At 73.1% G+C, this 24,828-nt stretch carries 22 protein-coding genes and 1 pseudogene; 15 read left to right on the forward strand and 8 right to left on the reverse strand.

All coding sequences use genetic code 11. The annotated features are described in order from the left end of the window. Positions 1–148: 148 nt before the first annotated feature. Both ACFXAZ_RS23885 and ACFXAZ_RS23890 read right to left on the reverse strand, forming a co-directional pair. Positions 149–1,003, reverse strand: coding sequence for a siderophore-interacting protein (locus tag ACFXAZ_RS23885; protein ID WP_384594762.1), 855 nt, complete (start codon positions 1,001–1,003; stop codon positions 149–151). A gap of 198 nt (positions 1,004–1,201) precedes the next feature. After that, on the reverse strand, positions 1,202–2,113 hold the full coding sequence (locus ACFXAZ_RS23890; RefSeq protein WP_384594901.1) for a 5'-3' exonuclease H3TH domain-containing protein: 912 nt from the start codon (positions 2,111–2,113) through the stop codon (positions 1,202–1,204). Between the two features lie 308 nt (positions 2,114–2,421). Here ACFXAZ_RS23890 and ACFXAZ_RS23895 point away from each other — a divergent pair, with 308 nt between their 5' ends. The 4 genes and pseudogenes from ACFXAZ_RS23895 (at position 2,422) to ACFXAZ_RS23910 (ending at position 7,235) form a co-directional block, all read left to right on the forward strand. After that, entirely contained in the window at positions 2,422–3,615 is a 1,194-nt protein-coding gene (locus tag ACFXAZ_RS23895; protein ID WP_384594765.1) for a glycine betaine/L-proline ABC transporter ATP-binding protein, read from the forward strand. Then, a pseudogene (locus ACFXAZ_RS23900) lies at positions 3,608–5,455 on the forward strand (ABC transporter permease/substrate binding protein); the annotation flags it as partial. The gene ACFXAZ_RS23895 and the pseudogene ACFXAZ_RS23900, both read left to right, overlap by 8 nt. 459 nt (positions 5,456–5,914) lie before the next feature. Further along, a complete protein-coding gene (locus ACFXAZ_RS23905) occupies positions 5,915–6,478 on the forward strand; it encodes a helix-turn-helix domain-containing protein (protein ID WP_384594768.1) in 564 nt (187 codons plus the stop codon). 37 nt (positions 6,479–6,515) lie between these two features. Further along, entirely contained in the window at positions 6,516–7,235 is a 720-nt protein-coding gene (locus tag ACFXAZ_RS23910) for a helical backbone metal receptor (RefSeq protein ID WP_384594904.1), read from the forward strand. On the opposite strand, the gene ACFXAZ_RS23915 is transcribed toward ACFXAZ_RS23910, so the two are convergent. Then, the gene (locus tag ACFXAZ_RS23915; protein ID WP_384594771.1) at positions 7,183–8,322 is read right to left on the reverse strand and encodes a TDT family transporter; all 1,140 of its coding nucleotides are present in this window, start codon (positions 8,320–8,322) and stop codon (positions 7,183–7,185) included. The two genes, ACFXAZ_RS23910 and ACFXAZ_RS23915, sit on opposite strands and share 53 nt — an antisense overlap. A gap of 79 nt (positions 8,323–8,401) precedes the next feature. Between ACFXAZ_RS23915 and ACFXAZ_RS23920 the strand changes: the two genes are divergently transcribed. After that, a complete protein-coding gene (locus ACFXAZ_RS23920) occupies positions 8,402–9,361 on the forward strand; it encodes a LysR family transcriptional regulator (protein ID WP_384594907.1) in 960 nt (319 codons plus the stop codon). Between the two features lie 116 nt (positions 9,362–9,477). Here ACFXAZ_RS23920 and ACFXAZ_RS23925 read toward each other — a convergent pair whose 3' ends face one another. Next, on the reverse strand, positions 9,478–10,176 hold the full coding sequence (locus ACFXAZ_RS23925) for a gamma-glutamyl-gamma-aminobutyrate hydrolase family protein (protein WP_384594774.1): 699 nt from the start codon (positions 10,174–10,176) through the stop codon (positions 9,478–9,480). Between the two features lie 114 nt (positions 10,177–10,290). Beyond that, complete coding sequence (locus ACFXAZ_RS23930; RefSeq protein ID WP_384594777.1) at positions 10,291–11,025, reverse strand: FadR/GntR family transcriptional regulator; 735 nt, start codon at positions 11,023–11,025, stop codon at positions 10,291–10,293. A 94-nt stretch (positions 11,026–11,119) separates the two neighbouring features. On the opposite strand from ACFXAZ_RS23930, the gene ACFXAZ_RS23935 reads away from it, so the two are divergent. Genes ACFXAZ_RS23935 through ACFXAZ_RS23950 form a run of 4 tightly spaced genes read left to right on the forward strand, consistent with a single transcriptional unit; the run spans position 11,120 to position 15,619 of the window. Continuing rightward, the gene (locus tag ACFXAZ_RS23935) at positions 11,120–12,490 is read left to right on the forward strand and encodes a glutamine synthetase family protein (protein ID WP_384594780.1); all 1,371 of its coding nucleotides are present in this window, start codon (positions 11,120–11,122) and stop codon (positions 12,488–12,490) included. A 7-nt stretch (positions 12,491–12,497) separates the two neighbouring features. Then, positions 12,498–13,865, forward strand: coding sequence for an aldehyde dehydrogenase family protein (locus ACFXAZ_RS23940; protein WP_384594783.1), 1,368 nt, complete (start codon positions 12,498–12,500; stop codon positions 13,863–13,865). A 55-nt stretch (positions 13,866–13,920) separates the two neighbouring features. Continuing rightward, positions 13,921–14,703, forward strand: a complete 783-nt coding sequence (locus ACFXAZ_RS23945) for a 3-oxoacyl-ACP reductase (protein WP_384594786.1) — start codon at positions 13,921–13,923, stop codon at positions 14,701–14,703. Positions 14,704–14,746: 43 nt separating this feature from the next. Continuing rightward, complete coding sequence (locus tag ACFXAZ_RS23950; RefSeq protein ID WP_384594789.1) at positions 14,747–15,619, forward strand: DUF2510 domain-containing protein; 873 nt, start codon at positions 14,747–14,749, stop codon at positions 15,617–15,619. 15 nt (positions 15,620–15,634) lie between these two features. On the opposite strand, the gene ACFXAZ_RS23955 is transcribed toward ACFXAZ_RS23950, so the two are convergent. Next, complete coding sequence (locus ACFXAZ_RS23955; RefSeq protein ID WP_384594792.1) at positions 15,635–16,837, reverse strand: amino acid deaminase/aldolase; 1,203 nt, start codon at positions 16,835–16,837, stop codon at positions 15,635–15,637. A gap of 1,448 nt (positions 16,838–18,285) precedes the next feature. Here ACFXAZ_RS23955 and ACFXAZ_RS23960 point away from each other — a divergent pair. Then, complete coding sequence (locus tag ACFXAZ_RS23960; protein ID WP_384594795.1) at positions 18,286–19,098, forward strand: hypothetical protein; 813 nt, start codon at positions 18,286–18,288, stop codon at positions 19,096–19,098. Then, complete coding sequence (gene mycP / locus ACFXAZ_RS23965; protein ID WP_384594798.1) at positions 19,095–20,285, forward strand: type VII secretion-associated serine protease mycosin; 1,191 nt, start codon at positions 19,095–19,097, stop codon at positions 20,283–20,285. Before ACFXAZ_RS23960 ends, mycP begins: the two co-directional genes overlap by 4 nt. A gap of 92 nt (positions 20,286–20,377) precedes the next feature. Here the strand turns inward: mycP and ACFXAZ_RS23970 are convergent, their stop codons facing one another. After that, a complete protein-coding gene (locus tag ACFXAZ_RS23970) occupies positions 20,378–21,304 on the reverse strand; it encodes a serine hydrolase (protein WP_384594801.1) in 927 nt (308 codons plus the stop codon). A 148-nt stretch (positions 21,305–21,452) separates the two neighbouring features. Between ACFXAZ_RS23970 and ACFXAZ_RS23975 the strand changes: the two genes are divergently transcribed. After that, complete coding sequence (locus tag ACFXAZ_RS23975) at positions 21,453–22,190, forward strand: SseB family protein (protein WP_384594804.1); 738 nt, start codon at positions 21,453–21,455, stop codon at positions 22,188–22,190. A 49-nt stretch (positions 22,191–22,239) separates the two neighbouring features. Here the strand turns inward: ACFXAZ_RS23975 and ACFXAZ_RS23980 are convergent, their stop codons facing one another. Then, positions 22,240–22,587, reverse strand: a complete 348-nt coding sequence (locus tag ACFXAZ_RS23980) for a DUF1844 domain-containing protein (RefSeq protein WP_382687785.1) — start codon at positions 22,585–22,587, stop codon at positions 22,240–22,242. Positions 22,588–23,002: 415 nt separating this feature from the next. Between ACFXAZ_RS23980 and infC the strand changes: the two genes are divergently transcribed. The 3 genes from infC to rplT all read left to right on the forward strand — a co-directional run bounded on the left by infC (position 23,003) and on the right by rplT (position 24,490). Continuing rightward, positions 23,003–23,701, forward strand: coding sequence for a translation initiation factor IF-3 (gene infC, locus ACFXAZ_RS23985; protein WP_384594807.1), 699 nt, complete (start codon positions 23,003–23,005; stop codon positions 23,699–23,701). Between the two features lie 109 nt (positions 23,702–23,810). Then, positions 23,811–24,005, forward strand: a complete 195-nt coding sequence (gene rpmI / locus ACFXAZ_RS23990) for a 50S ribosomal protein L35 (protein ID WP_030418114.1) — start codon at positions 23,811–23,813, stop codon at positions 24,003–24,005. Between the two features lie 101 nt (positions 24,006–24,106). After that, positions 24,107–24,490, forward strand: a complete 384-nt coding sequence (rplT, locus tag ACFXAZ_RS23995; protein WP_030744620.1) for a 50S ribosomal protein L20 — start codon at positions 24,107–24,109, stop codon at positions 24,488–24,490. Positions 24,491–24,828: the final 338 nt, after the last annotated feature.

The raw sequence follows: 24,828 nt of genomic DNA on the forward strand, positions 1-24,828 counted from the left end.
GGACTGCCGGGGGAGGGGGTCGGCTTCGGCGTACGGGAGGGGGGTGGGGCGTACGGTCGGCCCAGGTGGCCCAGGTGGCCCAGGTGGCCCAGGTGGCCCAGGTGGCCCAGGTGGCCCAGGTGTCTCGGGTGCGGTCGGGCGGGCCGCGTCAGGCCGCCGTCTGCTCGCCCCCGCTCGGCTCCTGCTCCGCCTCGATCCGGGCGTTCCAGTCCCGCTTGGCCGCCTGCCAGCCGTCCTCGTCGTGGCCGAGCCGCCAGTAGCCGGAGATGGAGATGTCCTCGCGGGGCACCTGGTGCTCGATGCGCAGCATCCGGCGCAGATCCTTGACCCAGCTCGCCTCGCCGTGCACGAAGGCGTGCATCCGGCCCTCCGGGAAGCGCAGCGCCCGTACGGCCGCCACCAGCGCCTCGCCGACCGGGCGGGCACCGCGGTGCAGCCAGACGATCTCCGCGTCGGAGTCGACCTTCTGCTCCTCCTCGGGGCCGGAGACCTCCACGAAGGCCCGCACCCGCGTGCCGCGCGGCAGCGCCTCCAGCGCCGCGGCGATGGCCGGAAGCGCGCTCTCGTCGCCCACCAGCAGATGCCAGTCGGCGCTCTGGTCGGGGGCGTAGGCGCCGCCGGGGCCGAGGAAGCGCACGGTCTCACCGGGCTGCACCCGCAGCGCCCAGGGGCCGGCCAGGCCCTCGTCGCCGTGGATCACGAAGTCCAGGGTGAGGTGGCGCAGCCGGGGGTCCCAGGCGCGCACGGTGTAGGTCCGGGTGACCGGCCACTGTTCGCGCGGGAACTCGTCGCGGATGCGCTGGATGTCGAACGGCTCGGGGTAGACCACGCCCTCGGCCGGGAACAGCAGTTTCACGTAGTGGTCCGTGCAGCTGTCCGCCGCGAAATCGGCGAGGCCGTCGCCGCCGAGCACCACGCGCTGCATGTGAGGCGTCAGCCGCTCGGTGCGGACGACCTGCGCGGAATGCGACTTCGGCGGCCTGCGGGCCGGACGTGCTGCCATGACAGCCTCCCTGCTGTTCCATGCTTAGGTTTACCTAAGTTAGCACTCCATTCCCGTCTGCACCCGCCCTTGTGCGGCGACATGACCATGTTTTGGGATAGCGGTCGGCTCTCGCACCCGTGCGGAGCAGGGCATTTTCCTATCGTGCGTTTGCGGCGGCGGATTCTTGGTGAAAGGGCCTCCGGCCAGCGGCGGGTGTTACCCGACCGCGTCCAGGGTCAGCAGCAGCCGATGCAGGGAGCCGCCCAGATTCCACCGGGCCGCCAGCTCGTCCAGCGCCGCCCCGTCGCGCGGCGCCCGCGGCAGCGCGGTGTCCACCGGCGGCAGCGGTACGTCATCGGCGACCCGGACCACCTTCGGCGCGACCTCGACATACGGCCGCGCCTCCGTCAGCCGCTTGCGCTGCGAGGGGGTGAGCCTGGCCCGGGGGTCCTCGACGGCGGCCATGATGCCGGCCAGGTCCCCGAACTCGGCGAGCAGCTTCGCCGCCGTCTTCTCCCCGATGCCGGGCACGCCCGGCAGACCGTCGCTGGGGTCGCCGCGCAGCAGCGCCAGATCCACATACCCGGCGCCGTCCACCCCGTACTTCTCGCGGAGCACCGCCTCGTCGGTGAGCTGGAGCATCCCGACACCCTTGATCGGGTACAGCACCCGCACCCCGCGCGCGTCGTCCACCAGCTGGTACAGATCCCGGTCGCCGGTGACGATGTCGACCGGGCCGGTGGCCCGCGCGGTGAACGTGCCGATCACGTCGTCCGCCTCGTAGTCCGCGACGCCCACCCGGGCGATGCCGAGCGCGTCGAGGACCGCCTCGATCACCGGCACCTGTGGGGACAGGGTGTCCGGCACCTCTTCCGCGTCCGGTCCGCTCTCGCGCTCCTCGGCCACCCGGTGCGCCTTGTACGTGGGGATCAGCTCGACCCGCCACCGGGGGCGCCAGTCGGCGTCCATGCAGGCCACCAGGTGGGTGGGGCGGTGGTCCCGGACCAGGCGTTCGATGAATTCCAGCAGCCCGCGCACCGCGTTCACCGGTGTGCCGTCCGGGGCCTTCACGGACTCCGGGACGCCGAAATAGGCGCGGAAGTAGAGCGAGGCGGTGTCGAGGAGCATCAGCTGTCCGGTCACGTTCGCATCATGCCGCACGGCACTGACAGCGGGCGCGGGGGCGCGGGCGGGACGCGGGGCCACCCCGGTCCGGCGCGGGAGGTCGCCCGGAAGATCAGATCCGGCGCGGGAAGCCGCCCTGAAGGTCAACTCCCACCTCAAATCAAGACCCGCCCCCTGTGAGCCGGACCACATTTCGTTTGGCCGGAGAGACCAGGGGCAGGCGCCGCCTCGGAGTGATGCCGGTTGCAGCTTCAACCGCCGCGAGGCCCGGCGTCGCTCCATTGTCCTTGCCCCCGAGACAAGAGGTTCGCGTGTCATCCAGGCTTGAGGCCGAGCACCTGTACAAGGTGTTCGGGAGACGACCGGCTGTTTCCGTACAACGGCTCCGCGACGGAGCCGACCGGGAGGAGTTGCGCGCCGACGGCACCACGGCCGCCGTGATCGACGCCTCCTTCACCGTGGAACCCGGTCAGATCTTCGTGGTCATGGGGCTGTCGGGATCCGGCAAGTCCACCCTGCTGCGCATGCTCAACGGGCTGCTGGAGCCGACCGCGGGCGCCGTCCGCTTCGACGGGCAGGACCTCACCGGGCTCACCCCGCGCGCGCTGCGTGCCGTACGGGCCCGGAAGATCAGCATGGTCTTCCAGCATTTCGCGCTCTTCCCGCACCGCAGTGTGCTGGAGAACGCCGGCTACGGACTCGCCGTGCAGGGCGTGGCCCGGGCGGAGCGGGAGCGGCGCGCCGCCGAGGCCCTCGCCCTCACCGGCCTCGAAGGCTGGGAGAAGTCCTGGCCGGACGAGCTGTCCGGCGGTATGCAGCAGCGCGTCGGCCTCGCCCGCGCGCTCGCCACCAACGCCGATCTGCTGCTGATGGACGAGTCCTTCAGCGCCCTGGACCCGCTGATCCGCCGGGACATGCAGGACCAGTTGCTGACCCTTCAGCGCACCCTGAAGAAGACCATCGTCTTCATCACCCACGACCTCAACGAGGCCATGCGCCTCGGTGACCGCATCGCCGTCATGCGGGACGGCGAGATCGTGCAGAACGGCACCGCCGAGGACATCCTGCTGCGCCCGGCCAATGACTACGTCGCCTCCTTCATCCAGGACGTCGACCGCTCGCGCGTGCTGACCGCCGAGGCCGTCATGGACACCGAGCTGCGCGGCGACGAGGCCGACTGCCGCTGTCCCACCGCCGCCCCCGGCACCCCGTTCAACGAGCTGTGCGCGCTCAGCGCCCGGCTGCCGCACCCCGTGGCCGTGCTCAAGGACCGCGAGCTGGTCGGCGTGGTCCCCCGGCAGCGGCTGGTGGCCCTCGTCGGGGACGAGCGGGGGCCGGTCGAGCCCTGCGGAACCCCACGCGGCCCAAGCGGCCAGGGCGGCCCAAGCAGCCCGGGCGGTCCAAGCAGCCCAGGCGACCCACACGACCCAAGCGACCCACGCGGCAAAGGAGACCGACCCGGCCGCGAGGACCAGGGCGGCGAGAAGGTGATCGCCCGTGCCTAGAGTCCCCTTCGGCGACTGGGTCAACAGCACCGTGGACTGGCTGCTGGACAACGTTGCCTGGCTGTTCGACTTCCTGAAATCCGTCTTCCTGGGCGTCTACGACGGCATCGACGCCGTCCTCCAGGCCCCCCAGCCCCTGCTCCTCGCCGCCATCTTCGCCGTGATCGCCTTCTGGCTGCGCGGCACCCTCGCCGGGGTGCTCTCCTTCGCCGGCTTCGCGTTCATCGACTCCCTGGGGCTGTGGGAGAACGCGATGATGACCCTCTCGCTGGTCCTCGTCGCCACCCTGATCGCCCTGCTGATCTCGGTGCCGGTCGGCATCTGGGCCGCCCGCTCCGAACGGGTCGGCGGGCTGGTCCGCCCGGTCCTCGACTTCATGCAGACGCTGCCCGCGATGATCTACCTCATCCCGGCGATCCTCTTCTTCGGCAGCGGCGCCCCGGCCGGCATCGTCGCCACCCTGATCTTCGCGCTCGCCCCCGGCGTCCGGATGACCGAACTCGGCATCCGCCAGGTCGACAAGGACCTGGTCGAGGCCGCCGAGGCGTTCGGCACCAGCCGCCGCGACATCCTGCTCCGGGTCCAGCTGCCGCTCGCCCTGCCGACCGTCATGGCCGGCGTCAACCAGGTGATCATGCTGGGCCTGTCCATGGCCGCCATCGCCGGCATGGTCGGCGCCGACGGCCTCGGCGCCGATGTCAACGAGGCCCTGGGCCAGCTCAACGTCGGCCTCGGCTCCGAGGCGGGCGTCGCCATCGTCATCCTCGCGATCTACCTCGACCGGATGACCGGCGCGCTCGGCACCCAGGTCTCCCCGATGGCCCGCCGCGCCGCCGCCCGCGCCCGTGCCGCGCACACCGCGCCCGCCGTCAAGGTCTGGCACTACCGCCCCCGCCCGGCCGCCGCCATGGCCGGAGTCCTGGTCCTCGCCCTGGTGGCGGGCGGCCTCGGTATCTTCGGCGGCGGCAAGAGCGCCCCCGGCACGGCCGACGCCGCCGACGCGCGGAACGTCGGCCAGGGCGAGAAGCTCTCCATCGGCTACATCCCCTGGGACGAAGGCGTCGCCTCCACCTTCCTGTGGAAGGAGATCCTGGAGCGGCGCGGCTACGAGGTCGAGGCCAAGCAACTGGACGCCGGGCCGATGTATACGTCCCTGGCGGCCGGGGACATCGACTTCGAGACCAATTCCTGGCTGCCCACCACCCATGAGCAGTACTGGGAGAAGTACGGCGACCGGCTCGAAGACCTGGGCTCCTGGTACGACGAGACCTCCCTGGAACTGACCGTCCCCAGCTACATGGAGGACATCGACTCCCTGGAGGACCTCAAGGGCCGGGCCGACCAGTTCGGCGGGAAGATCACCGGCATCGAGGCCAGCGCCGGTGAGATGGCACTGCTGAAGAGCAAGATCCTCAAGGAGTACGGCCTGGAGGGCGAGTACCGGGTCGTCGACAGCTCCACCCCGGCGATGCTCGCCGAGCTGAAGCGGGCGTACGCCAAGCAGGAACCGATCGTCGTCACCCTCTGGTCGCCGCACTGGGCGTACAACGACTACGACCTGAAGAAGCTCAAGGACCCCAAGGGCGCCTGGGGTTCCGGCGACGGGGTGCACCTGCTCTCCCGCCAGGGCTTCACCGCCGAGCACCCGGCCGTCGCGCAGTGGCTGCGTGACTTCACCATGACGGAGGAGCAGCTCACCGGCCTGGAGGCCGAGATCAACAAGGCGGGCAAGGGCGACCAGCAGCAGGCCGTGCGCACCTGGCTGGAGCAGAACCCGGGCCTTGTCGACACCTACGCGCCCGTACCGGACACCGGCGCTCCGGGAACACCGGACAAGGCGGGATGACCCCCACGTGACCGTCCCGCCGGTCGGCCCCGCCCGGTAGCCCTGCCGATGCCGTGCCGATGCCCTGCCGAAAAGTCACGGCAAGAATCCGGCCAATCACGGAGTGCCACCACCAGGCGTCAACCGGCGCACGAATGTCCAGGAATCCGGCGCGAAGCCCTGCCGCACGCGCCGGACCGGCCCCTCCACGCCGCACGCGATCCCGCGAAATGGCGTGAATCGAGGGGCCGGACCTCGGACAATGTGTCGGCGATATGACGGCCACCCGAAACGGTTTGCCGAACATGCGTAGGGTGCAGAGAACTCATCAGAAGAGGACTCGTCACCGGCAGAGGACTCGTCACCGCGAGAAGGGGACCCGTCACCGCCGGAAGCGGACTCGTCACAGAAGAGAACTCGTCGCAGGATGGACCGAAGCACCCGGACCGACGCGCGAAGGAGGGAGCCGGAGCGATGGGCGACCACAAAGAACAGCCCCTGCGGGTGGGCGCGGCCGTGCGGCGCCGCCGCCGGGCCCTGGACCTGACCCTCGCCGTCGTGGCCGAGCGCAGCGGCCTGTCGGTGCCCTTCCTCAGCCAGGTCGAGAACGACCGGGCGCGGCCCAGCCGCAGCTCCCTGGAGAAGGTCGCGGACGCCCTGCGCACCACCGCCGTCGAACTGCTCGCCGCCGCCGACCCCGCGTGCAGCGTGGACGTGGTGCGCGCGGAGCAGGCCGAACCGGTGACCGGGCCCCGGGTGCGTTCCCTGGTACGCGGTCATCACCAGATGCAGGCGTCCGAGTTCACCGGCGACCACGAGGCGGGCCGCGAATTCCAGCACCGCAACGACCAGTTGCTGTACGTGGCCGACGGCGCCGTCGAGATCGAGGCCGAGGGCCGGGTCCACCGCCTGGGCCGCGCCGACTCGCTGTATCTCACCGGCGGTGTCCGGCACCGCTGGCGGGCCACCGAGCCGGATACCCGCGTCCTGGTCGTCGCCGTGTCCGAGCACATCGAGGCCGTCGAGGACCGGCCCTGAGGGCCCCGCAGCCGTCGGGGATGATGCGGGTATGCCGCTGCGTGTCGTCTCTCTGGTGCCCTCGCTGACGGAGGCCGTCGCCGTCTCCCTGCCCGGTGTCCTGGCCGGCGCCACCGACTGGTGCTCCCACCCGCCCGACCTGGCCGTGACCCGCGTACGGGGCACCAAGAACCCCGACGTGGCGCGGATCGTCGCCCTCGCCCCCGATCTGGTGATCGCCAACGAGGAGGAGAACCGCGAGCCCGACCTGGCCGCCCTGCGCGCCGCCGGGATCGAGGTCCTGGTCGCCGAGGTGCGCACGGTACCGCAGGCGTTCACCGAACTCGCCCGCGTCCTTGCCGCCTGCGGCGCCCCCGCCCGGCCGCGCTGGCTGGACGAGGCCGAGGCCGCCTGGGCGGCGCTGCCCGCGCCCGGCCACCGCAGAACCGCCGTCGTGCCGATCTGGCGGCGCCCCTGGATGGTCCTGGGCCGCGACACCTTCGCCGGGGACATCCTGGCCCGCCTCGGCGTGGACCACCTGCACGCCGCCCACGCCGAGCGCTACCCGAAGATCCCGCTGCCCGAGCTGCTGGCCGCCAAGCCCGACCTCGTGGTCCTCCCGGACGAGCCGTACCGCTTCACCGCCGACGACGGCCCCGAAGCCTTCCCCGGCATGCCCTGCGCCCTGGTCGACGGACGCCGGCTGACCTGGTACGGCCCCTCCCTCAGCGAGGCCCCGCGGCTGCTGGGGCAGGCGCTGCGAGCAGCGCTCCGCTGAGCACGCCCCGTACGGTGTGCGCGGCGGCGGTGAGCCAGGCGGTGACCAGCACCGCGTACAGCAGCACGGCGAGCACGTCGAAGGCGAGGAGCCCGGTGTGCCGGGCCAGTGCCGCGGCCCCCGTGACACAGGTGCCCACCGGGAACGTGAACGCCCACCACGTCATCGCGAAGCGCAGCCCCCGCCGGCGCGCCCGCACCACGAAGGCCGCCGCCAGGACGAACCAGAGCAGCGCGAACCCCATGACCGGCACCCCGTACAGCACCGCGAACACCCCGAACCCGGCCGCGTACGGCTCCGGTACGACCCCCGGGGCGACGTCCGCGAACTGCCCGGCGGCGGTCGTGGACTGCCCCAGCGGGCCCAGCACCAGGAACAGCGCCGGAACCAGGGCGGGCGGCGGCGGACCGCCGGTGAGCAGCCGGGCGAAGATCAGTGGCAGCGTCAGCAGCGTCGCCAGCAGGCTCAGCCCGAACAGCGCCACACACGCCAGCAACAGCGTCGCGCGCGGCTGGCCGGGCGGCAGATGCGGCACCAGCAGCGGCCCGAGCGCCGCCGACACCATCGGCGCGACCAGCGGCAGCAGCCACACCCCACTGGCCTGCCCCGGCTCGACCCGATGCCGTACGGCCATCAGATACGGGACGGTGACCGCCGCCACCAGCCCGATCGCCGTACCGGCCGTGAACAGCACGGCGTCCAGGGTGACCGCTGCCGTGGTGCCGATCCAGTCGGCGCCGACGGTCACCGCCCCGCCGCCGACCGCCAGCAGGGCCATCGCCAGACAGCCGTAGAAGGGGGCCATGGCGGGGTCGAGGAGATGCGCGCGGGCCTGGTCGGCGTGGTGCCGCCAGTGCAGGGCCCGCGCGCCGAGCAGCGTCAGGAGCAGCAGCAGCGACAGCGCCCATACGGCGGCGCACAGGGTGCGCAGGCCGGGGACGTGGACGGGCAGCGCGGCGCCGGCGGTGGCGACGATGGCGGTGCCCATGACGGCGGCGTACCAGTTGGGCCCGAGATGACGGACGGCCCGCGCGCGGACCCGGCCCGGGGTGACGGGGACGGGCAGGGGACGGACTGCGGTGACCATGTCCCCACGGTCGCGCCGCCGGGCCCCCGCCACCAGGGACTACGCCTCTATGGGGACATAAGCTGGAGTTATGAGCAGCATGGAGAGTGTGGAGGGTACGGAGGGCCGGGACGCGGACCATCGTCCGGTGCCGGGCGCGCTGGCCCATCGGGTGCCGGATCTCGGGGCGCTGGAACTGCTGCTGGCGGTGGCCCGGCTCGGCAGCCTCGGCGCGGCGGCCCGCGAGACGGGGGTGAGCCAGCCCGCCGCCAGCAGCCGGCTGCGCTCGATGGAACGCCAGCTCGGTGTGGCCCTGCTCGACCGGTCGCCGCGCGGCTCCCGGCTCACCGACGCGGGCGCGCTGGTGACCGACTGGGCGCGCCGGGTGGTGGAGGCGGCGGAGGCGTTCGACGCGGGGGCGCAGGCGCTGCGGGACCGCCGTGACTCCCGGCTGCGGGTGGCCGCCAGCATGACCATCGCCGAGTATCTGCTGCCGGGCTGGCTGCTGGCGCTGCGCGCCCAGCGCCCCGACACGGCCGTGTCGCTGCTCGCGGGCAACTCGGCGACGGTCGCCGAACGGCTGCTCGCCGACGAGGCCGACCTGGGCTTCGTGGAGGGGCTGTCCGTGCCGTCCGGCCTGGACTCCGTGGTGGTGGCCCACGACCACCTGGTGGTCGTCACGGCCCCCACCCACCCGTGGGCCCGCCGCCGCACCCCCCTGTCCCCGGCGGAACTCGCCGCCACCCCGCTGGTCCTGCGCGAACAGGGCTCGGGCACCCGCCAGGTCCTGGACGCGGCCCTGGGCGGTCTGGCCCGCCCGCTGCTGGAACTCTCCTCCACGACGGCCGTGAAGTCCTCCGCGGTGGGCGGCGCGGGCCCGGCGGTCCTGAGCGAACTGGCGGTACTGGAGGAACTGACCACCAGACGCCTGACGAGCGTCCCGGTGGCCGGAGTCCGCCTCCGCAGAGACCTGAGAGCGGTCTGGCGAACAGGCCACCGCCCCACAGGCCCGGCCCGAGACCTCCTGACATTGACAAGAACCCGCACGCCAACGCCCTGAGCACCTTTGCCGGGAACCTTGACAGTGGCTCGCACACCAACGCCGCAAAGGGGCGCGGGGAACTGCGCGAGCAACCACCGACAACCCGCACCCGCCATCCAGCAGGCCCCCCCGAGCTAGAAGGCGCCCCCCGAGCCGGCAGCCGCCACAAGCGCCCGCATGACCCGCACGTCCTCCCCCATCTCCGGATGCCACTGCACCCCCAGCACCCACCCCTCCCCGGGCGACTCCACCGCCTCCACCACCCCATCCTCCGCATACGCCGACACCACCAGCCCCGCCCCCACCCGCCCCACGGCCTGATGATGATGCGTCGGCACCTCCACCACCTCCGGAACCACCGACGCGTACAGCGTCCCCGCCACCGGCTCCACGACATGCGACCCGAACACCCCAGGCCGCTCGGCGTGCCCGTCGAGATGCTGGACGAGCGTCCCCCCGACGGCGACGTTCAGCAGCTGCATCCCCCGGCAGATCCCCAGCAGCGGCACGCCGGAGGCCAGCGCGGCGTCGATCAGCGCCAGCTCCCACGCGTCCCGCTCCGGCGCCGGCGGCCCGGTCCGCGGGTCCCGCTGTGCCCCGTACCGCGCCGGGTCGACATCCGGCCCGCCCGCGATCACCAGCCCGTCCAGCCGGGCCACGGCCGCCGCCGCGTGCTCGGGCGCGTCCGGCGGCAGCATCGCCGCGAGCCCGCCCGCGCGCTGGATCAGCCGCGGGTACCCGGCGTGCAGCAGCGCCGCCGGCCACTCCCAGACGCCCCAGCGCACGCCGGACTCCAGATACGTACTGACGCCGATCAACGGCCTGCCGGTCATCGGTCCTCCCACCGCTCCACACACCCCCAATGGATCACCCTCACACCTTTGCCCGAAGGGACCCTCGAAGGCAAGGACACAACCACCGCCCCCGCTCCGGAGGACCCCCCCACCTCAGGCCAGAAACCCCCGCAGCAGCGCAGCCGTCCCCGCGCAGTGCTCCCGCATGATCTCCCGGGCGGCGTCCGCGTCCCCGTCGAGCACGGCCTCCACCACCGCCGCGTGCTGCCGCTGGGAGTGCTCCAGGTTGCGCACCAGCAGCGGGATACAGTCCAGCAGGTCGTTCACCGCGGCCCGGACCGCCGCGTACTGCGCGGTCAGCGACGGCGACCCGGACAGCTCGGCCAGCGCCAGATGGAACAGGGTGTCCAGCCGGCGGTACTCGCCCAGCGGAGCGTCCCGCGTGCGGGTGAGCGCCGCCCGCAGCCGGGCCGCGCCCGCCTCGCTCAGCCCGTGCGCCGCGCACAGCCCCGCCGCGCCCGTCTCCAGCACCTCCCGGAAGCGCAGCACGTCCTCGATGTCGGCCTCGGCGATCCGCCGCCGCAACTCGTCCTCGCCCCCGGACTCCATGCGCGCCAGCACGAACGTGCCGCCGTACCGCCCGCGCCGCGACTCGATCAGACCCTGGTCCTGGAGCACCTTCAGAACCTCCCGCAGGGTCACCCGGCTGATCCCGAGCCGCTCCGCCAGCTCCCGCTCGGCGGGCAGCCGGCCCCCGGCCGGGACCAGCCCGAGCCGGACGACCTGGAGAATCTGCTCCAGCGCCTCCTCGAAGCCGTTGCCCGCCCGCACCGGCCGCAGCACCGGCGTCAACCGGTCGACGGGTGCGTTCGCACGATTCACCGGCATGTGGCCGTGCCCCCTTCCCAAGCAATGGTCTCCCGCAATACCTTATGGCTCCGGCCGACCGAAGACTCCTCAAGAACCCCAAGGAGGCTCTCCCGTGGCAGACCGCACACCCCCGCTGAGCATCGAGGAACTGCACGCCCTCGTCGCGACGGGTGACGTCGACACCGTGGTCCTGGCCTTCCCCGATATGCAAGGGCGCCTCCAGGGCAAGCGGTTCGCGGCGCGCTTCTTCCTCGACGAGGTTCTCCAGCACGGCACCGAGGGCTGCAACTACCTCCTCGCCGTCGACGCCGACATGAACACGGTCGACGGCTACGCCATGTCGTCCTGGGACCGCGGCTACGGCGACTTCGCCATGTACCCGGACCTCGGGACCCTGCGCCGGGTCCCCTGGAACGAGGGCACCGCCCTGGTGATCGCCGACCTCGCCTGGGCCGACGGCACCCCCGTCGTCGCCGCGCCCCGGCAGATCCTGCGCCGCCAGCTCGACCGGCTCGCCGCGCTCGGCCTGACCGCCCAGGTCGGCACCGAGCTGGAGTTCATCGTCTTCAAGGACACCTACGAGCAGGCGTGGGACGCCCACTACCGCGACCTGACCCCGGCCAACCAGTACAACATCGACTACTCCGTCCTCGGCACCGGCCGCATCGAACCCCTGCTGCGCCGCATCCGCAACGACATGACCGCCGCCGGCCTCATCGTCGAATCCGCCAAGGGCGAGTGCAATCCCGGCCAGCACGAGATCGTCTTCCGCTACGACGACGCCCTCGTCACCTGCGACCAGCACGCCATCTACAAGACCGGCGCCAAGGAGATCGCCTCCCAGCAGGGCGTCTCCCTGACCTTCATGGCCAAGTACAACGAGCGCGAGGGCAACTCCTGCCACATCCATCTCTCGCTCACCGACCCCACCGGCACCAACGCGATGACCGGCGGCCCCACCGACCCCGGCGGCATGTCCGAGGTCATGCGGCACTTCCTCGCCGGACAACTGGCCGCCCTGCGCGAGTTCGCGCTCCTGTACGCGCCGAACATCAACTCGTACAAAAGGTTCCAGCCCGGCTCCTTCGCGCCGACCGCGATCGCCTGGGGGCACGACAACCGCACCTGTGCGCTGCGGGTCGTCGGACACGGCCCCTCCACCCGCTTCGAGAACCGGGTCCCCGGCGGTGACGTCAACCCGCATCTCGCCGTCGCGGGCATGGTCGCCGCCGGTCTGTACGGCATCGAGCACCGGCTCGAACTCACCGACGCCTGCGCCGGCAACGCCTACACCGCCGACTACCCGCACGTCCCCACCACCCTGCGCGAGGCCGCCGACCTCTGGGAGCACAGCGCGCTCGCCCGCGCCGCCTTCGGGGACGAGGTCGTCGACCACTACCGCAACATGGCCCGCGTCGAACTGGACGCCTTCGACGCCGCAGTCACCGACTGGGAGCTGCGCCGCTCCTTCGAACGCATGTGAGGCCCCCTTGCCCGACGAACTCCCCCTCCAGGTGCTGAACCCCGCCACCGAGGACGTCATCGCGACCGTCCCCGCGGCCTCCGCCGCCGATGTCGACCGGGCCGTCGGCCGTGCCGCCCGCGCCCAGTCCCGCTGGGCCGCCCTCGCCCCGGGGGACCGCGCCCGGCTGCTGCGCCGGTTCGCCGCCGCCGTCGACGACCACCTCGAAGAACTCGCCCGGCTGGAGGTCCGCGAGGCCGGGCACGTCCTCGGCAACGCCCGCTGGGAGGCGGGCAACGTCCGTGATCTGCTCGACTACGCGGCAGGGGGAGTCGAACGGCTGACCGGCCGCCAGATCCCGGTCCCGGGCGGCCTGGACGTCACCTTCCTCGAACCCCTCGGCGTCGTCGGCGTGATCGCCCCCTGGAACTTCCCGATGCCGATCGCCGCCTGGGGCACCGCCCCCGCCCTCGCGGCCGGCAACGCGGTGATCCTCAAGCCCGCCGAGACCACTCCGCTCACCGCCCTGCGCCTCGCCGAACTCGCCCTCGCCGCCGGCCTGCCCGAGGGCCTCTTCCAGGTGCTGCCCGGCCACGGGCCCGTCGCGGGCAACGCGCTCGTCGAACACCCCGGCGTCGCCAAGATCGTCTTCACCGGCTCCACGGCCGTCGGCCGCCATGTCCTTGCGAAGGGCTCGGCCCACCTCAAGCGGGTCACCCTGGAACTCGGCGGCAAGAGCCCCAACATCGTCTTCGCGGACGCCGACCTGGAAGCCGCCGCAGCCGCCGCGCCCATGTCGTTCCTCGACAACTCCGGCCAGGACTGCTGCGCCCGCACCCGCATCCTCGTCCAGCGCACGGTCCACGACCGCTTCCTCGCCCTGCTCGCCCCGGCCGTCGAGGGCGTCACGGTCGGCGACCCGGCCGAACCCGGCACCGACATGGGCCCGCTGATCTCCCGGGCCCAGCTGGACCGGGTCCGTTCCTACGTCACCCCCGAGCCGGCCGGCATCCGCGGCAAGGCCCCCGAGGGCCCCGGCTTCTGGTTCCCGCCGACCGTCCTGACCGGCGTCGACCCGGCCGCGCGCGTCGCCACCGAGGAGGTCTTCGGCCCGGTCGCCGTCGTCCTGCCCTTCGAGGACGAGGCCGACGCCGTCCGCCTCGCCAACGCCACGGACTACGGCCTGTCCGGCTCCATCTGGACCCGGGACGTCGGCCGCGCGCTGCGCGTCTCGCAGGCCGTGCGCGCGGGCAACCTGTCCGTCAACTCGCACTCCAGCGTCCGCTACTGGACCCCGTTCGGCGGCTTCAAACAGTCCGGCATCGGCCGCGAGCTGGGCCCGGACGCGCTCACCGCCTTCACCGAGACCAAGAACGTCTTCATCAGCAACGGCTGATCAGCACCGTGACGATCGATCAGCACCGCCTCATGACCACGGAGGACCCCGCACAGTGACCGAAGACAGCATCTGCCGCCGCCTCGTGGGCCGTACGGCCGTCATCACCGGAGCCGGCAGCGGCATCGGCCTCGCCACCGCCCGCCGCCTCGCCGCCGAGGGCGCGCACGTCGTCTGCGCCGACATCGACGAGACGAGCGGCAGGGCCGCCGCCGACGCGGTGGGCGGCCTCTTCGTCAAGGCCGACGTCACCGACCCCGAGCAGGTCGAGGCCCTGTTCAAGGCGGCGTACGACACCTACGGCAGCGTCGACATCGCCTTCAACAACGCCGGGATCTCCCCGCCCGACGACGACTCCATCCTGGACACCGGCCTGGAGGCGTGGAAGCGGGTCCAGGAGGTCAACCTCACCTCCGTCTACCTGTGCTGCAAGGCCGCCCTCCCCTACATGCGGCGCCAGGGCAAGGGCTCCATCATCAACACCGCGTCGTTCGTGGCCCGGATGGGCGCCGCCACCAGCCAGATCTCCTACACCGCGTCCAAGGGCGGCGTTCTCGCCATGTCCCGCGAACTGGGCGTGCAGTTCGCCCGCGAGGGCATCCGCGTCAACGCGCTGTGCCCCGGCCCGGTCAACACCCCGCTGCTGCGGGAGCTGTTCGCCAAGGACCCCGAGCGGGCCGCGCGCCGCCTGGTGCACATCCCCGTCGGCCGGTTCGCCGAGGCCGACGAGATCGCCGCCGCCGTCGCCTTCCTGGCCAGCGACGACTCCTCGTTCGTCAACGCCACCGACTTCCTGGTGGACGGCGGGATCTCGGGAGCGTACGTCACACCCCTGTAGCCCGCCCGCGCCGCGGGGCCCGCGGTCGTCCTACAGTGCCGGGGTGAGCACCTCACCGCCGCCCGGCTGGTACCACGATCCGTCGGCCCCGCACCTCGAACGATGGTGGGACGGCACGGCCTGGACCGACCACTGGCGGCAGCCGGAGCCCGCACCGCACCCGACGCACGAGCACCCGGCGTTCGGTTCCCCGGCCGGGCCCCCGCCCATCGGTGGCGAGTCCGCGCGGGCCAAGGCCATCGCCATGACCGTCGCGGGCGCGGTCCTGGTCACCGTCATCGTCACCGGCGCCCTCGTCCTGCGCGACGCCGACACCGGCGGCGACACCCAGGTGCAGCCCGTCCCCGCCCCCACGGCCACCGGGAGCGGCCCGGCCCCGTCGCCCGGCGTGGTCGTGGACCACCTCAACGGGCTCACCTTCCCGGTCCTGGACGGCTGGCGGCCCGCCGGGAGCGGGCTGCCGGAGCACTCCGTGCTGCACACCGACGGCAGCTACGACTGCCCCGGCGAGGGCTCGGTGTGCCGCCACGGCACGGTCACGTCCCGCACGGTCACCGAGAACGAGGAGACCTCGCCGGAGGCCCTCGCCCGGGCCGACATCGACCACGCCGCCGACGAGGCGTACGACCGCGACGCGATCGGCCGGCGCCCCTTCGGCGGCATCGAGTCGCACCGGGAGATCGCCGCCGGGCCGGCCACGGTGGCGGGCCGCGCCGGGTACTACGTGCGCTGGCGGGTCGAGACGGCCCTCGGGCCGGGCGGCTACGTGCAGTCCCTCGCGTTCCCGTCCAGCACCGGCACCGAGGCCCCGGTCGTCGTCCGGTACATCTTCGACGCGGGCCAGGACGCCCCGCCGCTCACCGACATGGACCGGATCACCGAGGGCATCCGCCCGACCGGCGGGGCGCAGTCCTAGGGCGAACAGCAGCCGTCAGAGGAACGTCCGGCCCTCGCCCCGGTACGTCGGTACGGTCGCCGTCACCGCGCCCCCCTCCACCAGGTGCAGCGTCTCGAACCGCTCGCACACCTCCCCGGCCTTGGCGTGCCGGAACCACACCTTGTCGCCGATCAGCAGATCGTCGGCCGGTGCGCCCAGCAGCGGCGTCTGCACCTCGCCGGGCCCCTCCTGGGCGTCGTAGCGCAGCCCCTGGGGGAGATACGGCACCGGAAGCCGGTCGCGGCCGACCGGCCCCGACGCCGGATAGCCGCCGCCGAGCACCGTCACCACCCCGACGCCGGGCCGGCGTACGACCGGCAGCGCGAACAGGGCGGCGGGGCGCCCGCTGAAGGACGTGTAGTTGTCGAACAGCCGCGGCACGTACAGCCCCGACCCGGCCGCGATCTCGGTCACCGCGTCCTCGGCCGCCGTGTACTGCACACTGCCGGTGCCCCCGCCGTTGACGAACTCCAGGTCCGGCACCACCGCCCGCACCGCCCGCACCACCGCGGCCCGCCGCTCGGCCAGTTCCCGGCGCGCGGCGGCCTGCATCAGCCGCACCGCCCGGGAGCGCACCGGCCGCCCGGCGACCAGGTCGCCCACGCCGGCCACATGACCCTCGTAGCCCATGATTCCGACGACCGCGAAGCCCGGTCGCCGGGTCACCGCCCGGGCCAGGTCGGCGACTTGGGCGGGGGAGTGCAGCGGGGAGCGCCGGGCGCCGATCCGCACGCGTCCCCCGAGCAGCCGCAGCGAGGTGTCCAACTCCAGGCAGACCCGCACGACTTCGCGTCCGCCCGCGCGCGAGGCGTCGATCAGATCGAGCTGCGCCGGGTCGTCGACCATCACCGTGACGGCGGCGGCGAGCTTGGGATCGCCCGCGAGTTCGGCGAACCGGGCCCGGTCCGCCGACGGATACGCCAGCAGTACGTCATCGAAGCCGGAGCGGGCGAGCCACAGCGACTCGGCGAGCGTGAACGACATGATGCCCGCGAACCCGTCCTTGGCCAGCGCCCGTTCGAGCAGGGCCCGGCAGCGGACGGACTTGCTGGCGACCCGGACCGGTTTGCCGCCCGCCCGGCGCAGCAGGTCGTCCGCGTTGGCGTCGAAGGCCTCCAGGTCCACGATCGCGAACGGGGCGTCGAGATGAGCGGTGGCCCGGTCGTAGCGGGCCCGGTCGGCGGCTCGTGCGGTCATGGGACGAAGCCTGCCAGACCCGATTACCGCAGGGTAGGGGGACGTTCCGGGCAGATGCCCCGGGGGCGCGGACTGGTTCCCGTTCGAGCGCGGTCAGCCCGTAGAGTGACGCGCACGCACCGGGAACGCCTCCGCTCGCGTAGGTGTACGGGGATGGCGGTCCGGTCGTGCGGGTATGCGTGCCCGGGGAGGACGCACGGGCACGCGCGTACGACGCGGGTACGAGCGTCCGAGGGCCCAGAACATGAGGAATCGGGGGGCGCATGAGCACGGAAGCACGACGCCCCCCGGTCCCCGACCCGCCCCCGACGCACTCGAACACCCCGCCCCCGGCCGAGTCCCCCCCGAGCGAGCCACTCGCCTCCCCGGGCCGCCCGACGCCCCCTCCCACGCCCCCCGAAGCCACCCCTCCGCGCGGCAACGCCTGGACCCGACCCCCGGTAGACGGCTCGACCGGCCGTGACCGCGCGCCGGGCCCGCCCGCCCGCGAAACCGGCGTCGGCTCGGCTCACCGGGACGGCACCACCCCGAGCGACGGTGACGCCACGCCGCTGGGCGCACGCGGGGGCGTCCCCGCACCCACCGGCAACGCCTGGACCCGACCCCCGGTAGACGGCTCGACCGGCCTCGACCGCGTGCCGGTCCCGCCCGCCCCCGAGCCCGGCGCCCGGTCCGGCCACCGGGAGGGCATCCCCCCGGAGGACCATGGCCCCGCACCTGCGCCCCCGAGGCCGACCGGCGCTCCCCTCACCCCACCCGACGGCGACGGCCCTCCAGGCTCCCTCACCCATCGGACCGGCGCCGGGCCCGACCAACCGGGCCGCCAGGCCCCTCCCGACCGCGACGGGACCCCAGCCTTCCCCGCCCGCCGGACGGGCCTCGGGCCAGGCGAACAGGGCCGTCCCGCCCAGCCCGACGGCGACGGGACCGCAACCTCGTCCGCCCGCCGGACGGGCCTCGGGCCAGACCGACCGGGCCGTCAGGCCCCTCCCCACCGCGACGGGTCCCCGACCTCCCCGGTCCGCCCGACCGGCCTCGGGCCAGACCAACAGTTCCTCCCCGCCCAGCCCCACCGTGACGGGACCCCGACCTCCCCCGACCGCCCGACCGGCCTCGGACCAGCCCAACAGCACCACCCCACCCCACCCCACCGCGAGGCCACTCCGCCCTCCGCCGCCCCCGAGCCCGGCGTCGGGCCAGAGCCCCGGAACCTCCCCCCGCCCCCCGCAAGCCCCTTCGCGCCACCCCCGCCCGTCGCCTCCGCGCGCTTTCCGGACCGGGCACCGCACCGACCGCACCTCCACGCCGAGACGCCCGGCGGGCTGACCGGACGGCTGCGCCCCCTCGCGCCGGACGCCGAGCACGGCGTACGCCCGCACCGGTTTCCCGGGCCGGGGGACGCCCCGGACCCCGCCCTCGCCTGGAGCGCGCTGCCCGGCGGGCGGCCGGTGGTCAGTTTCGGGCGGCCCGAGGGGTACGACGGGGACGCGCGTCCCCGGCCGCTCGGGCGGCGGCTGCGCAGCCGTACCGTCGCCGCCGCCTCCTGCCTGGTGCTCGGGCTCGGACTGATCGGCGGCGCGCTCACCGGCAGTTGGCTCGCCGGGGATTCGGAGGCACGGGAGCGGGACGCGTACGCCACCGCCGGTGACATGTGGCACAGCGTCCCCGTCGACCGGCTCTTCCCGCCCGGCGTCGACGGCCAGGGCGCGGGCCCCGGCGGCGCCGACCGCACCTGGACCCGGATCGCCGTGGCACCGGACGGCGGCTGCTCCGACGCCTTCGACCCGCTGCTGCGCCAGGCGCTCGCCCCCGTCGGCTGCGAACGGCTGCTGCGCGCCACCTACACCGACGCCACCCAGAGCTTCGTGACCACCGTCGGCCTGCTCTTCACCGACGCCGACGCCACCGCGATGCGCGCACTGGCCCAGCGTTTCGAGGACGAGGGCCTGGAGGACCGTACCGACCTCATGCCCCGCCCGTACGCCGCCGAGGACACCCCCGCGGCCGGCTTCGGCGACGCCCAGCGGGCCTCCTGGACCATCCATGTGCTCACCGACGCGCCCGTCGTCGTCTACTCCGTGAGCGGCTGGGCCGACGGCCGCGAGGCCGGCGCCCCGCAGCCCGCCGCCGAGGCCGTCAAGGCCGACGCGGCCACCGACCCCGCCCAGGCGGGCCTCGGCCACGAGGCCAAGGGCCTCGCCGACCGCGTCGAACGGGCCCTGCGAAAGAACGTCACCTCACCCTCGGAGCAGCCGTCATGAGCCGCCGTACGCACGGCGGGCGGACGACCGGCCGGGCCGGACCGCTCGCCGTCCTGCTCGCCGCCGCGGTCATCCTCGTACCGCCCAGCACCGCGCACGCCGACAGCATCCGCGCCCAGCAGTGGGCCCTGGAGGCCATGCACACCGAGGAGGCGTGGCGCACCACCCAGGGCGAGGGCATCACCGTCGCCGTCCTGGACACCGGCGTCGACGCCGACCACCCCGACCTCGTCGGCAACGTCCTGACCGGCAAGGACATGGTCGGCTTCGGCGCCGAGCAGGGCGACCGCGCCTGGGCCCGGCACGGCACCGCCATGGCCGGCATCATCGCCGGACACGGCCATGGGTACGAGGGCGAGGACGGCGTCCTCGGTATCGCGCCCGCCGCCAAGATCCTCCCGGTCCGGGTGATCCTGGAGGACGGCGACGCCTCCCGCGCCGAGGCCCGCGAGACCCGCGGCAACGCCCTCGCCGAAGGCATCCGCTGGGCCGCCGACCAGGGCGCCGACGTCATCAACCTCTCCCTCGGCGACGACTCCGCCTCCGCCCACCCCGAACCCGCCGAGGACGAGGCCGTCCAGTACGCCCTCAAGAAGGGCGCGGTCGTCGTCGCCTCGGCCGGCAACGGCGGCGAGAAGGGCGACCACATCTCCTACCCGGCCGCCTACCCCGGCGTGATAGCCGCCACCGCCGTCGACAAGTACGGCACCCGCGCCTCCTTCTCCACCCGCCGCTGGTACGCCACCGTCAGCGCCCCCGGCGTCGACGTCGTCATCGCCGACCCCGACCGCAAGTACTACGAGGGCTGGGGCACCAGCGCCGCCGCCGCCTTCGTCTCGGGCGCGGTCGCTCTCGTCAAGTCCGCCCACCCCGGCCTCACCCCGGCCCAGATCAAGACCCTCCTGGAGGACACCGCCCGCGACGCCCCCGTCGACGGCCGCGACGACTCCCGGGGCTTCGGCTTCATCGACCCGGCCGCCGCCATCGCCCGGGCGGCCGACCTCACCCCGGAGAACCTCACGGCGGCGGCCTACGGCGCCGACTACTTCGGCCCCGGCCCCGACCGCCCCGACGACGACTCCGCCACCGGCGGCTGGGCCATCCCCCTGGCGGTCGGCACGGGCGGCGCGCTCCTGGCCGGCGCGGTCGTCATCTGGCGGGGAAGACGCGAGTACGAGCGCTTCTGACGGTGATGGCAGGACGAGGGGGGTGGGCAACACCCCCAGGGGCCGCGGAACCGTATCCGCGATCCCATATCCCTGCACCGCCGTACGAACTTCTATCCAGCGGTCCCGTCGAACACCGAAACCGCCGCCCGTGCCGCCCCCTCCGCCACCGAGATCCCCTCGGCCTGCGACACATTCCCGTCCGACAGCACCGCGACGAGGAACTCCCGTCCGCCCGCCGACACCCGCCCCACACTGTTGATGTCCCACAACCCGGTGGCCGTCCGCGGCAGCCATCCGTTCTTCAGCGCCCAGGCATCCGCGTCGGCCGCCGCCGACACCCCCCACTGCTGCCCGGCCGCTATCTGCCCCATCAGCCCCCGCACATACGCCTGCGAATCCGCGCTCAGCAGCGAACCGTCCCCGAACACCTGCTGGAGCAGCGCGAGCTGATCGGCGGCCGTCGTCTGCGTCAGGCCCCACGACCCCGCGTCACCACCTCGCGTCCCGGTCAGCCCGAACCGCGCGTTCGCCGCGTCGAGCCCGGCCGCCTCCCCGATCGCCGTCCACAACGCCGACGCCGACGCGTTGTCGCTCTGCTCGATCATCGCCGTGGCGTACGACTTCTCCGACGCCGTCAGCTGCCGCCCCGCGTCCTGCGCCTGGAGCAGCAGCGCCGCCAGGATGTCCACCTTGACGATGCTCGCGGTGTCGAACGCGCTGCCGTCGCCGTACACCGCGCTGTCCCCGGACGCCACGTCCAGCACCGCCACCGACACCCGCGCCCGGTCCCCGAGGGGCACCCCGGCCATCGCGTCGGCCAGCAGGGCGTCGTAGTCGATCGTCGGCTGGGTCACCACGGGCTGCACCGTCCCCTCGGCCGCCGCCGGGGCCGACGACGTCGCCGCCGAGGATACGGGCCGTACCGCGGAGTCGGGCGCGGCCAGCGCGTACGCCATCCCCGCCGCCGTACCGGCCGCCACGACGGCCGAGGCGAGGGCTGCGCCGAGCACGGCACGTCGGTCTCGTCGGGACTTCATGCCCGCGATGCTCCGGGTGCCGGCTGTGCGGCTTGTTAGACGGACATTAAATTTCCGTCAGAGATTCCCGGACGCGGAGTGAAGGCGTGACAGCCGGGTAAACCGCCCCGCCCAAGTCCGGCGCCACCGCCTCGATAGGGTCGGGACCGTGGCGAACAAGAACATTCCCGACCCCGGCTACTCCGACGACGACGGCCGGGCCGACCCCCGGCTGAGTGCCGCGCTGGCGGCCTGGGCCACGGACCCTACCGCGGTGGAGCCGGTGCTGTCCGCGCTCAAGGACAGCCGGCTGCTGGTCCCGGTCGTCGCCGTGCTCGGCGAGGTCGAGGAGGACGCGCGGGGGTTGCGCCGCGAGAAGACCAGCGACATGGCCGTGCCCACCCTGAAGGCCGGTGGTCGGACCGCGCTGCCCGCGTTCACCTCCACCGCCACCCTGGCCCGCTGGGACCCGGCCGCCCGCCCCGTCGCCGTACCCCTGCACCAGGCGCTCCGGGCGGCGGCGCACGAGAAGGCGGACACGGTGGTGCTGGACCTGGCCGGGCCGGTGCCGTTCGAGCTGACCGGAGCAGCGCTGCGGGCGCTGGCGGAGGGACGCACCAGCGCCGACCCGCTGGCCGACCCGGCGGTCGCCGAAGCGGTGCGGGCCGCGGTCGCCGCCGAGCCGGCCGTCGTACGGGCCTATCTGGGCCCCGGACCCGCCGACGGCACCCTGGCCCTCGTCCTCGACCCCACCGCCGCCCCGGCCGGGACGGCACGGGCCGTCGCCGGGCGGCTGGCGGGGGACGAGACGCTGCGGGCCCGCCTGGTACGCGGCCTCGACCTGGCCCTGCTGCCGGCCGGGACACCACCACCGGGCGAGCCCCTCTACGTACGCGACGAGCTGTAGTACGGAGAACGGGGGGAGGGGAAGGGAACAGGGAGGGAAGGAGCGCGGGTCAGGTGTAGAGCGGGCCGGTGTACTTCTCGCCCGGGCCCTGGCCCGGCGCGTCCGGCACCACGGACGCCTCGCGGAACGCCAGCTGGAGCGACTTCAGTCCGTCGCGCAGCGGGGCCGCGTGGAAGGAGCTGATCTCCGTCGCGCTGCCGTCCATCAGACCGGCGAGGGCGTGGATCAGCTTGCGGGCCTCGTCCAGGTCCTTGTGCTTCTCGCCCTCCTCCGTGAGCCCGAGCTTCACGGCGGCGGCACTCATCAGATTGACGGCGACCGTCACAATCACCTCGACCGCGGGGACCTCGGCGATGTCCCGGGTCATGTCGTTGAAGTCGGGGGTCTCTTCACTCATGGCGTTCACCTTAGAGGGGGACGCCATGACCTCGCCTCCACCGGTCCGGGATCCGGCCGGGCACCCGTCCCGCGCAGGTCGGGCGGCCGTCCCCGCCGCCCGGTTCGCCGTGGCCCTGGGGAGCTGCTAACCTTGTGTGACGACCGGCCGGACACGTATGCCTCGCGGCTCGCGAGCCCGGCCCACAAGTGGAGGCTTCGAACTCCCACCTGATCGCCCTGACGGGCGGCGGGTCACCGGTCAGACGGTTCCGCCCATCCGGCGGTGATCCGTCCGAAACGCGCCCCGCGATCCTCGCGGCGGTGCTCCGGTAGTTCGAGGAGCCCCGCCTGTGATCGTCCCGGGGCATTTTTTGTGCTTCGGCGCGGTTAGGTCTACCGAAAAGTGACGTAACGCGGCAGTCCGCCAGACTGCCGTGTGGTGCTACCGAGGAGGACAAATCAGCGCCGAGCCCCGCATCAACGACCGGATTCGCGTTCCTGAGGTGCGACTTGTCGGTCCCAGTGGCGAGCAGGTGGGTATCGTCCCGCTGGCCAAGGCACTGGAGCTTGCCCAGGAGTACGACCTCGACCTCGTCGAGGTGGCGGCGAACGCCCGTCCGCCCGTGTGCAAGCTCATGGACTACGGCAAGTTCAAGTACGAGTCGGCCATGAAGGCCCGTGAGGCGCGCAAGAACCAGGCGCACACGGTCATCAAGGAGATGAAGCTCCGGCCGAAGATCGACCCGCACGACTACGACACCAAAAAGGGTCACGTCGTCCGGTTCCTCAAGCAGGGCGACAAGGTCAAGATCACGATCATGTTCCGCGGACGCGAGCAGTCCCGGCCCGAGCTGGGCTACCGGCTGCTCCAGCGGCTCGCGGAGGACGTCCAGGACCTCGGCTTCGTGGAGTCGAATCCGAAGCAGGACGGCCGCAACATGATCATGGTCCTCGGTCCGCACAAGAAGAAGACCGAGGCGATGGCCGAGGCCCGCCAGGCGCAGGAAGCCCGCAAGGCGTCCGCGAAGGCGAACCCCGGTCGCTCGCAGAACCCCGCCGACGCGGACGCTCCGGAGGGTGTGGAGGCCGACGCCGACGCGGAGACCCCCGCCGAGGAGCACGCGGACGCGTGATTCCGGGGACGCCAGTCCCAGGACATAACCGCAAGACAGAGCGACGTTCCGCCGTGCCCGGTTCTCATGACCGGGCACCGGAGCGCCACAACGAGGAGATAACGGCGCTATGCCGAAGAACAAGACGCACAGCGGTGCCAGCAAGCGCTTCAAGATCACCGGCTCCGGCAAGGTGCTGCGTGAGCGCGCCGGCAAGCGCCACCTGCTTGAGCACAAGTCGTCCCGTGTGACGCGCCGCCTCACCGGCAACGCCGAGATGGCCCCGGGCGACGCCAAGAAGATCAAGAAGCTTCTCGGCAAGTGACATCCGGCGCGGACGGCTTTCGCGCCTGATCTTCGACCGGGACCCAAATCGTTTCCGGGCCGCGTGAGTCCCACCGCGGCCCCGCTACAAGGAGTTAACAAGTGGCACGCGTCAAGCGGGCAGTCAACGCCCACAAGAAGCGCCGGGCGATCCTGGAGCAGGCCTCCGGCTACCGCGGTCAGCGTTCGCGCCTGTACCGCAAGGCCAAGGAGCAGGTCACCCACTCGCTGGTCTACAACTACAACGACCGCAAGAAGCGCAAGGGTGACTTCCGCCAGCTGTGGATCCAGCGCATCAACGCCGCTGCCCGCGCCAACGGCATCACGTACAACCGCTTCATCCAGGGCCTGAAGGCCGCGAACGTCGAGGTCGACCGCAAGATCCTCGCCGAGCTGGCCGTCAACGACGCCAACGCCTTCGCCGCGCTCGTCGAGGTCGCGCAGAAGGCGCTGCCGGCGGACGTGAACGCGCCCAAGGCGGCGTGATCGCTGCGCTGGCTGTGCCGGTGATTTCGGGACCCGTGGGTGCGTATGCCTGCGGGTCCCTTTGCTTGTGACCTGGGCCGGTCCCCTGCCGGTCGCGCATCCACGCGGGCCGGCCGCAACGCCTCAGGGGCGGGGAACTGCGCGATCAGCCACGTTCCTGCCTCACCTGGCCACGAGCCCCGAGGGCGGGTGCGGGCCGGTGGGGGCTGGTCGCGCAGTTCCCCGCGCCCCGGTAGGGGCGCGGCGGGGCGGCCAATCCCAGTACATCTGTCCCCAGCGGAATATTAAAAATTGCTGGCCCCACCCCCGATCTCAAGTCCCCCCCCGCGCCCCCGGGG

This window comes from Streptomyces sp. NPDC059477, assembly GCF_042749375.1.
Taxonomy (GTDB): domain Bacteria; phylum Actinomycetota; class Actinomycetes; order Streptomycetales; family Streptomycetaceae; genus Streptomyces.